This window comes from Mycetocola saprophilus, from assembly GCF_000718085.1.
Lineage (GTDB): Bacteria > Actinomycetota > Actinomycetes > Actinomycetales > Microbacteriaceae > Mycetocola > Mycetocola saprophilus.
Window position 1 is genome coordinate 50,962 of the sequence record NZ_JOEC01000002.1, and the last position, 12,508, is coordinate 63,469.

Below are 12,508 nucleotides of genomic sequence, written 5' to 3' on the forward strand. Positions count from 1 at the left end.
AAAACCCCGGAAGAACCGGGGTTTTTGTGTTGGTGCTGACCTAGAGGAAAGCGGCCAGGTCTGCCTCGAGGGCGGCCTTGGGCTTGGCACCGATGATGGTCTTGGCCACCTCACCGGCCTTGAAGACCTTCATCGCCGGGATCGAGGTGATCTGGAACTGCGCAGCCAGCTGCGGGTTCTCGTCCACGTTCACCTTGACGATGTCGAGCTTGTCGGTGTTCTCGGCTGCGATCTGGTCGAGAATCGGCGAGACCATGCGGCACGGGCCACACCACTCGGCCCAGAAATCAACCAGAACCGGCTTCTCGGAGTCGAGGACCTCGGCCTGGAACGTTGCTTCGGATACTGCACGTGCACTCATGATGTACTCCTTATGTTCTTAGTTAGCGGGTGCGAGATCGATGCCTGCGGGGTCCTGTACGCCGCTCTCCCGCGCTGCGAGATAGTGTTCGGCATCCAGGGCTGCCACGACACCGGAAGCAGCCGCAGTGGCCGCCTGACGGTAGGTGGGGTCAATCACATCACCCGCGGCAAAGACGCCGGCGACGTTGGTCTTGGAGGAACGGCCCGAGACGGCGATGGTGCCCTCCTCGGTCAGATCCAGCTTGCCGTGCACCAGGTGGGTGCGCGGGTCGTTACCGATCGCGACAAACAGGCCGTCCAGGGCGAGCTCGCGCTCCTCCCCCGTGACGGTGTCGGTCAGGGTGACACCACTCAGGGCGTTCTCGCCGCTGATGCCGGTGACCTCGGCGTTCCAAATGAACTCGATCTTCTCGTTCGCGTGGGCACGCTCCTGCATGATCTTCGAGGCACGCAGGGTGTCACGACGGTGGATCACGTAGACCTTGCTGGCGAACTTGGTCAGGAAGGTGGCCTCCTCCATGGCGGAGTCTCCACCACCCACGACGGCGATGGTCTTTTCCTTGAAGAAGAAACCGTCGCAGGTCGCGCACCAGGAGATGCCGCGGCCGGACAGGCGCTCCTCATCGGCCAGGCCGATCTTGCGGTAGGCGCTACCGGTGGCGAAAATGACCGACTCGGCCTCAAACTCGCCCGAGTAGCCGGTAACCACGCGCTTGATGTCGCCGGACAGGTCCAGCTCGGTGACATCGTCCAGCAGGACCTCGGTACCAAACTTCTCGGCCTGCTCCTGCATCTTGGCCATGAGCTCGGGACCCTGGATACCCTCCGGGAACCCGGGGAAGTTCTCGACCTCGGTGGTGTTCATGAGCTCGCCACCGGCCTGAACGCTCGAGGCGATCAGGAGCGGATTGAGGTTCGCACGCGCCGCATAGATGGCGGCGGTGTAGCCGGCCGGGCCGGATCCGATGATGATGACGTTACGCAATTAGACTCCCTTGAGAATGTCCTGTTGGAGGGTAGAACACATTGTACGTGGCATGCATTCCCGAGGGAGATGGACGCCCAGAAAACGGCGTGAGAACGGGCTAGGACCGGCGCAGGCGGCCGATAATCTTGGCAAACGGCGCCGTGATTGTGGCCAGCTCGCGGGCGCGCAGCACCCAGAGGAACAGCAGATAAACCCCGCCGGTGACTCCGCTAGCGATGATCATCGAAATGATCGCGGTGACCGGGCTGCTAAAGGCCCATCCTCCGGTGTTCAGGCCGCCCATCAGGAGCATGCTCACCACACCGACGATGGTTGCCGGGATCGCCGAGAAGGTGAAGATCGCCATGCTGTTGACGATCTGCTGGACGTCCAGGCCCCGGAGGCGCCGACGCAGCAGGAAGAACGCCACGAACGCCTGGGCGGTTCCGGCAAGACTGGTGGCCAGGGCGACACCAAAGCCGATCACCGACTTATCCAACAGCAGACATCCGGCCGCCAGAATGCTGAACAGGACGGCCTGGAACACCGTGAAGAAGAACGGGGTCCGGGTGTCCCCCAGCGCGTAGAACGTGCGCTGCAGCACAAACAGGAAGCAGAACGGCACGAGTCCCACCACAAACGCGATGATCACAAAACCGATGCCGATGGCCTGGCTCGGGGATCCTGTGAACAGGAATCCAAACGGGAAGGCCACGGTGAACAGAATGGCGGCCGAAGCCACGATCATCAGGCTGACGTTACGCAGCGCGGCGGAGACGTCGAGTTTGAGCTTGTCGTAGTCGAGGGCGCGCGCATGCTCGGCCATCCGGGTGAAGTACGCGGTGGTCAGCGAGACGGCCAGCACCGAGTGCGGCAGCATAAAGATCAGCCAGGCGTTCTGCAGGGCGAAGATTGACGGGTTATTCGGTCCCGAGGCCGCCGAGACCACACTGGACTGGACGATACCGGCCGCGGTGGTGACCAGGATCATCGCAAACGACCAACCGGCGAGCTTTCCGGTCTCGGCCAGTCCCACCCCGCGCCAGGCGAAGTCGGGGCGGAAGCGCAGACCGAGCACCTTCCAGTAGCGGAACAGGATCAGGGCCTGGGCCGCGACACCGAGGGTTGCGCTCCCGGCGAGCACGGCAACCATCATCGGGGACCACTCGGAGGCCGTGCGCAGCCCCTGGGAGTCGGCACCAAACATCCCGATGAACACGAACAGTCCGGCGATCGCCACCACGTTATTCAGCGCCGGAGACCAGGTGAACGGCCCAAAAATCTTGTGGGCGTTGAGGATCTCGCCGAGCATCGAATACAGCCCGTAGAAGAACAGCTGCGGCAGGCACCACAGCGCAAACACCGTCGCCAGCGCCGCCTGATCGGGACCATAATTGGGTGCCCATACTTTAATCAGCAGCGGTGCCGCGGCCATCGCCACCAGGGTGGTGGCGGCCAGGACGCTGAGCGTGATGGTGAGCAGCTTATTGATGTAGGCGGCGCCGCGGTCGGCGTGTACGGTGGCCTTCACAATCTGGGGTACCAGGATGGCCGAGAGCACCCCGCCGGCGATGATCGTGAAGATCGTGTTGGGCAGGATATTCGCGGTCGCGAAGGCGTCACCGCTGACACCCACCTGGCCGATGGTGCGGGCAATCAGGATCGCCTTGATGAATCCCAGCACACGGGACACCATGGTGCCGGAGGCGAGGAAGGCGCTTGCGCGACCGATCCCCGCGATGGAAGCGGGTTTAGCCATGTGTGGGGGCCTTTTCGGGGAGTGAATCGGGGCCGGCATCCGGGTCGACCTGGGTGTCTGAACGTGTCGCAGCGTCTGGCGCGGTGTCGGTGTTCGAGGCGACCTGAGCGTCTGGGTCTGCCTGCGAATCCGGGGCCGAATCGCTGGTTTCACCCGTGGTCACCGGGTCTACCGCTCCCCGGCGTCGCTTACGAATGGTGCGGAAGAGACCCCCGGCCAGCAGCAGGAATACCAGGCTGCCCAGCGCGACCGAGCCGATGATTTCCCAGTCGGCCCGCACGTTGACCCGGACCGAGCTGGCGGCGCCCAGCTGAGTCCCATCGGGCGCATGCAGGCTCAGCGAGAGGGTGCTCTGCCCGTTACCAATTCGGGCGCGGACCGGCACCGTGAACTTCTCGGTGGCAAACGGCTTAATCTCGCGGGTGACCGAGGAATCGATCGCCAGGCGCAGGTTGTCGGACTCCACATCCAGGGTGACCTTGACCGCATAGGGCAGATCATTGCGCACCGAGAAGCCCAGGTTCGACTGCCAGCTCACCATGTTGAATTGCGTGGTGGGCGCCAGGGTAATGCCGCCCAGCGTGGCCGTGGTTTGCTCATCGTGTTCGGTAACCGCGCCGTTCCAGGCCGAGCCCTGGTCGCGCCAGGCCACGGCAAACAGGGAGAGGAGCTGAGCCCGTTCCCGACCGGTGAGCAGGGCCGGATCCTCGAGGGCACCGGCGAATCTGTTCAGGTCCTGCTCGCGCTCCAGGAGCAGACGCGCGGCCTTCACCCGATCGTTCGGGACCTCGCGCTCGGCGAGGGTTCCCTCAATCGCAGGCTGGGCTCGGAGGGTATCCAGTGAGACGATGTGGGTTTCGGGGATGGTCGAAAGCTGGGCAATGGCCGCGTCGAGATTGACGGCGGTGTCGGCCCATCCACGCGGGAGTGTCACCAGGTAGGAGCGCTGGTTGGCGCCGCGCTCGGTTGCCAGCGCCGCAAAGGCGGCGCGAATGTGCGTTAAATCGGCACCGGGTTGACCGTCCAGCCCCGGGTGTACCAAGTCCTGGATCAGCTTGGTCAGCGTGGGCTCCGCGGCCAAAACATCGGTACCATCCACCGTGCGGTGGGCGCCGGGGGTGGAATCCTTCTCGGGATCCAGGGCGGCGCCATCAAGCAGCGTCGTGTGGTTTCCCGAGGCACCGATGACCTTCAGATCCGAGGACTTCACCGTGTCCGAGCCGGGCCAGACGATCCCCTGTTCGGTGGCCGGCCACGCGGTGAGCTGGTCCAGCGTCGGAAGCTCGGGAGCCTCGGGGGTTGCGCTGGAACCCTGCGTACTCGAGTGCTGAGGCGGGAAATTCGCGGGCTGGACCCCGTAGGCCAGCGAGGTGGGTGTCAGCAGTGTCGAGGCGCCGGCCTGGGCCTGAAGGGCGGCGTCGGCGTCGGCATACTGCAGCAGAAAACTCGGGTTCGACGCGGCCTGTAACCTGTTGATCCAGTTAGTGGCAGATTCGGGGGCAGAGGTGCCCAGGCTGCGGATCGAGGCGAGGATCATCGGGTCGATTGCCAGGGTAACCGGGCGATCAAGTACGGCATCCAGTTCGCGGCTGAGGATGCCACCGGGGGCCGTCCACTCGGTCAGCGATTCCACCGGGATCAGGCCCGCACTGCTGGGCGGCGCCGTGATCGGCACGGCGATGGCCATCCCGCCGGTCGTGGCACCGGTGCCGGGATCAAACAGCACGCTGGTGCGAGCCTCGGAGATTTCGGGACCGGTCACAAAATAGGCACGAACCGCATAGTTTCCGTAAACGGAATGTAGTTCCATCTGCTCCGCGGTGAGGGTCACCGGGTCGGTGGTGTAGCTCTCCCCCGGCGCCAGCGCGGGCACCGAGACGGAGGCCAGGGCATAGGGCAGACGCACATCGATGGAGTGGTCATACCAGCCGGTGAACTGCTCAAGGGTCGACAGCGGAAGCGGGCCCGAGCTCAGCGTCGCCTTTCCGGCGGCCAGCGCTGTTCCGGTGGAATTGGTGATCGTGGTGGTGAAGGTGATCGACCCATCCGGCGCGATCGTCGGGGAGGACTGAGCAAGCGAAACCGCGGCACCCTCGGTGGGGGCCGCGGTGGGTTCCTGACGCACGGAGGCGGTCGCGGGCTGGAGAGCGGGGATGTTCACGGCCTGGGCAGCCAGCGGCATGCTCAACAACCCCATGGCCGTCAGTGCGGCGATGAGTGCGGTGCGGGTGCGCGTCAGGGGGCGAAATCGTGTCATAGGCAGTCTCAGGCGTGCCACAGGGCGCACGACATAACAATTGATTCTACGGGCTGAGGCTGAGCATCGGCGGTGCGCCGCACCGCCGGGAACCCGCGGTTCTCCGGGCTGATACCGGGGGTGTGGGGCTCGCGGCGTGGGCTCTGGAACATCATGCGGCTTCGAGGCGGCCGAGCATGCTCCACACGGTGCGGGCCAGCTCGGGGTGGATCAGGCCGATCTCACGCAGGATCTCCCGCTCCACCCGATCGGCATCGGCGGCATGGAGCGCCGCCTCGGGGCGTGAGCTGGAACCGGCCATGCGCGCAAGAATGTACTGAGCGGTCAGCCCGCGATCATCGATCTCGGAGTTGCGCAGCTCGGTGACCACCAGCTCATCGATGGTGGGAAGGGTGGGGATGAAGTCGTGCGGGTCCTCGCCGGCGCGTGCGTGCGCCTCGATCAGCACCGCGCGCTCGAGAGTGGCGTCGCGGCGTAGTCTGATCAGGTCGTTGGCGGTGGTTCGCATGAGTGCTCCTTTTGCGGATGTCCCCGAACAAGGGTACGCAATGATCGGCCCGCGTGCGGCACGATAGCCTGATTAGATGGAACTCCCAGAAGTCTGTGTGTGTTATTTGATCCGTTCCACACCCCGCGGGGATGAGGTTTTGCTCGGGGAAAAGCGTCGCGGACTCGGCCAGGGGCGGGTGGTCGCCCCCGGGGGAAAACTCGAATCGGGCGAAACCCCGGCCCGGGCGATTGTGCGTGAGGTGCACGAGGAGGTGGGGATGATCATCGCCCCGGAATCGCTTCGGCCCCACGGGTACATCGACTATCGCTTCCCCTCGAGGCGCGAGTGGAGTCAGCGTTCCTGGGTGTTCAGCACCCGAGAATTTGAGGGGGAGCCCATCGCGACCGCCGAGCTGGATGCGCGGTGGGTCCCGGTGGACGAGGTTCCCTTTGACCGGATGTGGGACGATGCGCGCCACTGGTTGCCCGGTGTTTTGGCGGGAGACGAGGTTGCGGTGGACTTCGACTTCGCGCCCGATAATGCCAGCGCCATCCGGGTGGAGCGCTAACCACACAGACCGGTTTCTGCTCCTCATTTTCCGTAACCGCAGATGGGGGTTAGTGCGGTGTTGGTTTCGCCCCGCCCCCGACATGGCGTTGAATGGGTGGGTGACTCTCCAGCAAAACTCAGTGTTCATCGACGCCCTGCGCGCCGACCTCCTTCGTGCCGACTATCGCAGTGCGAGCCTGCTCGCACTCTGGGGTGAGGACGCCGATGCCGCCCTCGTCCGGGGTAATCCACTGCCGATCCGGCGACACTTGGCCGGGCGAACCGATGAGCCCTCCGATCCGACGTTTGCCCGTGTCATGTGCGCAAGACTGTTTATTCTGGGCCAGTCCTGCCCGGTCGCGGACGTCGAGAGCGCCTTCCCGGAGACCGGTGTGAGCGGCCTCGAGGCTCTCGCGCTGGTGAGTGCCGCGGACGGATTTGTGCGCGCGAGTCTCGAACTGCGCCCCTACACGTTCACCGACGGCGCCGAATCGATTGACTGGTGGCTCGCCGCCGACCTTGGCGAACTGATCGTGGGTGGCGCGCTCCGTGCGGATCACGTGGTGGGGGTGGGCGGCGCGAGCCGGACCCTGGCCGGGCTCATCATCCCCGAGCCGATCACGCTGGCGCTGGACCTGGGAACCGGCTGCGGCATCCAGGCGCTGCACCTGGCGCGTCATGCCGAACGGGTCATCGCCACCGATATTTCCCAGCGGGCGCTGGATATTGCCCACTTCAATGCCGAACTGAACCAGGCCCGAGGCATCGAATTCCGACTGGGGAATATGTTTGAACCGGTGGCAGAAGAGCGCTTCGACCGCATCGTCTCGAACCCGCCGTTTGTGATCACCCCGCGCGGCGCCGATGCCCCCGAATACGAGTACCGCGACGGCGGACGCGAGGGGGACGACATCGTCCGCGAGATGATCGAGACGGCGCCGCGCTACCTCGTCCCCGGTGGGATTGTGCAGATGCTGGGGAACTGGGAGTATCGCGCAGACGAGGATGCCTTTGATCGGATCCGCGGCTGGCTGGATGCCGAGATCGACGCCTGGGTGCTTGAGCGTGAGCGTCAGGACCCGGTGCGCTACGCGGAAACCTGGATTCGCGACGGAGGCACCCGCCCCGGTGATCCCGAGTTCGAGCGTCTGTGTGGGGCCTGGCTGGATGACTTTGACCGACGGGGCACCACCGGCATCGGCTTCGGCTACGTGCTGCTGCGTCGCGGCGATCAAGGCTTGGCGCCCTGGCGACGCTTCGAGCGTGTGGCCAGCCGGGTCTCCGGCGCCCTGGGGGCACACGTCGGTCAGGTGCTGGCGGCCCGCGACTGGCAGGCCGCGCGCGACGATGCGGCGCTGGGCGCCGAAGCCCTGCGGGTGAGCGGGGATGTGACCGAGGAGCGACACTACTGGCCGGGGAACGAGGATCCGTCCGTCATGATCCTGCACCAGGGCGCCGGATTCGGCCGCACCGTGGACCTGGATACCGGCCTGGCGGCGATCGTGGGGGCGAGCGACGGCACCCTCGAGGTGGGCGTGCTGGTGGCGGCCATCGCTCAACTGCTGGAGGTGGACGAGGCTGCCCTGCGCGCCGAACTGCTCCCCCGCCTCCGCGAGCTGCTAGATGAGGGATTCCTGGTCCCGGAGGAATTTGCGGCGCCGACGTCGGCCTAGAATCGAACAGCGGGCCGGTAACCTCGGAGTGAGGTTACCGGCCCGCTGCGTTGTTGTTAGGCGACGATGGCCAGCGCGAAGGGCAGCACCGCGGTGGCACCGGCCCGACGCAGCGCGAGCGCACTGACCGTGAGCGTCCACCGGCTGTCGACCCGATCATCCACCAGCAGGATCGGGCCCGGCCCAACCTGCGCGAGGTGGGCCATGAGGTCGGGTCCCACGGTGAAGCCGTCCCAGACCCCGGCCAGGCGATAGCCGCTGTTGCCGCCGGCGCTGCCGCGCGGGCCGCCGTTCACGAGCTCAAGCGAACCCAGATACGGCAGCTTGCCGGCACCCGCGAGGCCGCGGGCGACCGAGTCCACCAGCCGGGGGTGTGAGCGCGAGGGCACCGAGACCACGGCGACCGGTCGCTCGCTCCACCCCCAGGTGGCCAGCACACGGATCGCGGCGCCGAGCAGTGCCGGGCTGGCCGGCGCATCCGGGGTGCCCGGGGCGAAAATCTCGCGGAGGGTCCCACCCCAGCCGAGGTCGGTGAGTCGGGCGATCGCGCGTCCGGGTTCGGCGCGCAGGGCCTCGGGAATCTTGCCACGCACGGCGGCGCCGTCCAGGGTGATGCCCAGGCGGTCGGCGCCGGTGGGCCACTGCCGCCGCGGCTCGATCTCGACCGACACCCGATCCAGGGAACCGGCGGCCTCGGTAGCCGCCTGCTCGCTGATCGAGGAGGGATACCAGGCGGTGGTGCAGCGGTCACAGCGACCGCAGGGCGCCGCGGTCGGATCATCCAGGTCACGCTGCAGGGTCGCCATCCGGCACTCGGTGGTGCGCTGATACTCGATCATCGACGCCTCCTCGTCCAGGCGGGCCCGCGCGATCCGGGCATAGCGGTCGGCATCGTATGTCCAGGGCTGCCCGGTGCCGACCCAGCCACCGGCGACCCGGTGCACGGCGCCGTCCACATCCAGGACCTTGAGCAGCAGCTCGAGCGGGGTGCGTCGAATATTCACCCGAGCCTCGAGTGCGGGGGTGGAAATCGGGTCGGAGCCGAGCGCGTCCAGGACCGCACGGGCACGCTCCTCATCGGGCATCGAGGCGGTCGCGAAGTAGCGCCAGATCTCCCGATCCTCGCTTCCGGGCAGCAACAGCACGTCGGCCCGGTCCGTCCCGCGACCGGCACGACCCACCTGCTGGTAGTAGGCCACCGGGGAGGACGGGGCGCCGAGGTGCACCACAAAACCCAGGTCGGGCTTGTCGAAGCCCATCCCCAGTGCGCTCGTGGCCACCAGGGCCTTGAGCTCGTTGTTTTTGAGCATCAGCTCGGACTCGGCCCGCTCATCGGTGTCGGTGCGACCGGTGTAGGCACGCACGTTGTGCCCGGCATCGCGCAGCAGTCGGGCGGTGTCCTCCGCCGCCGAGACCGTCAGCGCGTAGATGATGCCGCTGCCCTGGAGATCACCCAGATGGCTCAGGAGCCAACCCAGGCGGGCACGGGAATCCGGCAGTTCCAGGACGCCGAGGCGCAGCGAGGCGCGAGCCAGCGAACCGCGGATCGTGACCACGCCACCCGCATCCACCGCCAACTGTTCCTCGATGTCGGTGACCACGCGGGCGTTGGCGGTCGCGGTGGTGGCCAGAACCGGGAGGTTGGCCGGCAGCGCCCGGATTAACTCGGCGATCCGGCGATAGTCGGGACGGAAGTCGTGTCCCCAGTCGGAGATACAGTGGGCCTCATCGATCACCAGCAGGCCGATCCGCCCCATCAGGGTGGGCAGCTGCTCGTCGCGGAAGCGCGGGTTGTTCAGCCGCTCGGGCGAGACCAGCAGCACGTCGACCTCGTCATTCGCCAGGGCCTGGCGGGCATCGTCCCACTCGTGGGCATTGGCCGAGTTGATCGCGACCGCGCGCACCCCGGCCCGGGCGGCCGCCGCGACCTGATCGCGCATTAGCGAGAGCAGCGGTGAAACCAGCAGCGTGGGTCCGGCGCCGCGGCGGCGCAGCAGCAGGGTCGCGATGAAGTAGACGGCGGATTTGCCCCACCCGGTGCGCTGCACCACCAGCGCGCGGCGCCGCGCATCGACCAGGGTGCTGATGGCCTCAAACTGGCCCTCGTGAAAGTGGGCATCCGGGACGCCGGTCAAATCGGCGAGGATGGCGCGTGCTTCGGCTTCGATCGGGCTCGTGGACATGTCCCCAGTCTTGCAGCAACCCCCGTCCTCGACGCAGAAACCGCGCCGGGGCACGAGGCCCGGCGCGGTTTCTGCGTGGTGACTGTGGGTTATTTCGGGGCGCGCAGGCTGCGCACCAGCGACGGCAGCGTGGCATCCGGGAGGAACGCACGACCGAGGCCCAGACCGATCCGCGCCAGGTCGCCCTCGTCGCGGTAGAGCAGGTAGACCGGCTCGTAACGCGGGTTGAACTTGCGCTTGAACGCGTGCAGCGAGCGGAATCCGTAGAGCGGTTCGATGGCCTCACCGAGTCCGCTCAGCAGATTGTCGATGATGTTGCCGCCGCGCTGACCCAGGTGGGCGAGCGGGGCGCCGGAGAGGGACGCGATCATCGCGCCCTCGGCGGAGAACTCCTGGGCCGAACGGCCGATCAGGTACTCCATCACCGGGCCAAATCCACCCTCGCGGCGCCGCATCAGGTCCAGGGTCCAGCCGTGAATAGTGCCGTTTTCGCCATACACCGGGAGCCAGCTCAGGAATCCATCGATCTCCCCCTCGGCGTTATAGGCCAGGGCCAGGCGAACCGAGGGATCCAGCGCCTCATCGACTCCACCCAGGGTGAAGCCCATCTCGGGCAGGCCCTTATCCCCGAGCCAGGCCTCGGAGATCTGCCGCACCTGCTGCTGCACCCGGCGCGGCTCGGCCGACAGGTGCGTCAGGCGGAAGGTCACACCCTCGCGGTCGGCCTTGTTGAGGGACGTCCGCACCGAGTTCCAGCGCTTACCGGTAAAGGCCAGGCCGGGCAGGTCGATGATGGTGTCCTCGGCGACCTGAAGCGAACGCCAGGTGGGCAGCGATTCGGTGCGCAGGGCCTCGCTGGCCACAAAGAAGCAGGGCACAAACCCGGCCTTCTCGGCCGAGGCAATAAACTGGCGCGCGGTCTCGGTGCGCTCGGCAGCCGGTCCGATCGGGTCGGACAGCGCGATCGCGGTCTTGGCATGCACCTGATAGGTGACAAATCCGCGCCCGGTCGGGCTGAAGTAGTGCCGGTTTCCGGGCCAGGTGGTCATCCAGGACAGGGTGCCGCCACCGCTCTCGCGCAGAACCTCGCGGACGCTGCGCTCGTTGCCGCCACCGCCACCGGGCAGGCGGCGGCGGAAGGGCACGGTGAAGGCGCCGTGGGCCACCAGGAGATAGATAAAGAAGATCAGCCACAGCACGCCGTCGGCGATCGTCACGTTGGTGCTGCTCGCGTAGGCACGAATCTCTTCGAGCTCGGGGATGCTGGTCTGCACGATCAGGAAGAAGGACAGGCCGGCCAGGATGTTGATCAGCGAGAGGCCAAGGGCGAGCACCCAGGCCAGGCGGCGACCGGTGCGCAGCCCGTTGGCCAGGACCAGGATGATCAGCGCGTTAATGACCGCATGACCCCAGGAACCCTCGAGCAGCGAGGTGTCGCCGAAGGGTCCGTGCGTGCGCACCACGGTGAGGATCAGCTGGATCGCGCCGAGGCCCAGGATGGTGACAAACGTGGTGAAACGACGCTCGTGGATACTGGGGGCGCGCTTGCGGCGGCGGGTGCCCATCGCGAGCACAATAATGATCGCCGCGGCGTTGAGCAGCGCGGGCAGAATACCCAGGAACAGCACACCGATCGCGGCCACATAGATGAGGATCATCCGGCCCCGGCTGCGCCAGGGATCGGGCAGGCTGTTGATGGTCGCGGTCAGCGCGGCGAAGAGCCCGGGCATCATGCCCACGGTCACCGTGGTGGCCAGATTATCGGCCCACTCCCAGCCCAGATCGGAGAAGATTGAGAGGAAGAGTGCGCTGGTGAGCACCGCCGCCAGCTGACCAAAAATGAAGTACCCGGCGGCCACGCCGGAGCCTCGACGCAGCTCCAGGCGGATCAGCGAGAACGGCACCAGGATCAGGAACCAGACGTACATTGCCGGGTGGGCCGCCCAGAACATTCCGGTGATCAGGGTCCACCAGTGTCCGGCATCGAATGCGGGGACACCGTAGGCCACCAGGTGGAACCAGTGGCGGTGACGCAAGGGATCCCAGAGAGCACCGGTGGTGGCACCCAGGAACAGCACGACGGCGATCAGACCGAAACTGAAGGGCAACCGGCGAACGGTCTCAAACCAGCGGCGAGGGTGCCACCGGGATGCCGGCGTCGCCGGGGCGGATTGTTCGACGGTCGTCATGAGACCCCTTCGCAAGACAACATAGGTCTCAAAACTCTACGGGTATTACCAGGGGAAACACCGTGAACAACACCCTCC

At 66.4% G+C, this 12,508-nt stretch carries 9 protein-coding genes; 2 read left to right on the forward strand and 7 right to left on the reverse strand.

Going from position 1 to position 12,508, the window contains the following annotated elements:
• Positions 1 to 40 precede the first annotated feature (40 nt).
• From trxA to IE92_RS0105930, 5 genes are all read right to left on the reverse strand, one after another.
• Positions 41 to 361, reverse strand: coding sequence for a thioredoxin (trxA, locus tag IE92_RS0105910; RefSeq protein WP_030147585.1), 321 nt, complete (start codon positions 359 to 361; stop codon positions 41 to 43).
• Positions 362 to 379: 18 nt separating this feature from the next.
• Complete coding sequence (gene trxB / locus IE92_RS0105915; RefSeq protein ID WP_030147586.1) at positions 380 to 1,348, reverse strand: thioredoxin-disulfide reductase; 969 nt, start codon at positions 1,346 to 1,348, stop codon at positions 380 to 382.
• Between the two features lie 100 nt (positions 1,349 to 1,448).
• Positions 1,449 to 3,089, reverse strand: a complete 1,641-nt coding sequence (gene murJ / locus IE92_RS0105920) for a murein biosynthesis integral membrane protein MurJ (RefSeq protein WP_030149771.1) — start codon at positions 3,087 to 3,089, stop codon at positions 1,449 to 1,451.
• Positions 3,082 to 5,346: a DUF6049 family protein gene (locus tag IE92_RS0105925; RefSeq protein WP_030147588.1), complete on the reverse strand. Its 2,265-nt coding sequence runs from the start codon at positions 5,344 to 5,346 to the stop codon at positions 3,082 to 3,084. Before IE92_RS0105925 ends, murJ begins: the two co-directional genes overlap by 8 nt.
• 151 nt (positions 5,347 to 5,497) lie before the next feature.
• The gene (locus IE92_RS0105930; RefSeq protein ID WP_030147589.1) at positions 5,498 to 5,854 is read right to left on the reverse strand and encodes a hypothetical protein; all 357 of its coding nucleotides are present in this window, start codon (positions 5,852 to 5,854) and stop codon (positions 5,498 to 5,500) included.
• A 76-nt stretch (positions 5,855 to 5,930) separates the two neighbouring features.
• On the opposite strand from IE92_RS0105930, the gene IE92_RS0105935 reads away from it, so the two are divergent.
• Positions 5,931 to 6,404, forward strand: coding sequence for an 8-oxo-dGTP diphosphatase (locus tag IE92_RS0105935; RefSeq protein WP_030147590.1), 474 nt, complete (start codon positions 5,931 to 5,933; stop codon positions 6,402 to 6,404).
• A gap of 100 nt (positions 6,405 to 6,504) precedes the next feature.
• Entirely contained in the window at positions 6,505 to 8,058 is a 1,554-nt protein-coding gene (locus IE92_RS0105940; protein WP_030147591.1) for a DUF7059 domain-containing protein, read from the forward strand.
• A gap of 56 nt (positions 8,059 to 8,114) precedes the next feature.
• Here the strand turns inward: IE92_RS0105940 and IE92_RS0105945 are convergent, their stop codons facing one another.
• Together IE92_RS0105945 and IE92_RS0105950 are read right to left on the reverse strand one after the other, a co-directional pair.
• On the reverse strand, positions 8,115 to 10,241 hold the full coding sequence (locus tag IE92_RS0105945; RefSeq protein ID WP_030147592.1) for a RecQ family ATP-dependent DNA helicase: 2,127 nt from the start codon (positions 10,239 to 10,241) through the stop codon (positions 8,115 to 8,117).
• A gap of 89 nt (positions 10,242 to 10,330) precedes the next feature.
• On the reverse strand, positions 10,331 to 12,430 hold the full coding sequence (locus IE92_RS0105950) for a bifunctional lysylphosphatidylglycerol flippase/synthetase MprF (protein ID WP_030147593.1): 2,100 nt from the start codon (positions 12,428 to 12,430) through the stop codon (positions 10,331 to 10,333).
• Positions 12,431 to 12,508 lie beyond the last annotated feature (78 nt).

Bases quoted from the DNA above. Each gene is read 5' to 3' on its own strand.
- trxA (WP_030147585.1), bottom strand. From the start codon at position 361: ATGAGTGCACGTGCAGTATCCGAAGCAACGTTCCAGGCCGAGGTCCTC.
- murJ (WP_030149771.1), bottom strand. From the start codon at position 3,089: ATGGCTAAACCCGCTTCCATCGCGGGGATCGGTCGCGCAAGCGCCTTC.
- IE92_RS0105925 (WP_030147588.1), bottom strand. From the start codon at position 5,346: ATGACACGATTTCGCCCCCTGACGCGCACCCGCACCGCACTCATCGCC.
- IE92_RS0105930 (WP_030147589.1), bottom strand. From the start codon at position 5,854: ATGCGAACCACCGCCAACGACCTGATCAGACTACGCCGCGACGCCACT.
- IE92_RS0105935 (WP_030147590.1), top strand. From the start codon at position 5,931: ATGGAACTCCCAGAAGTCTGTGTGTGTTATTTGATCCGTTCCACACCC.
- IE92_RS0105945 (WP_030147592.1), bottom strand. From the start codon at position 10,241: ATGTCCACGAGCCCGATCGAAGCCGAAGCACGCGCCATCCTCGCCGAT.
- IE92_RS0105950 (WP_030147593.1), bottom strand. From the start codon at position 12,430: ATGACGACCGTCGAACAATCCGCCCCGGCGACGCCGGCATCCCGGTGG.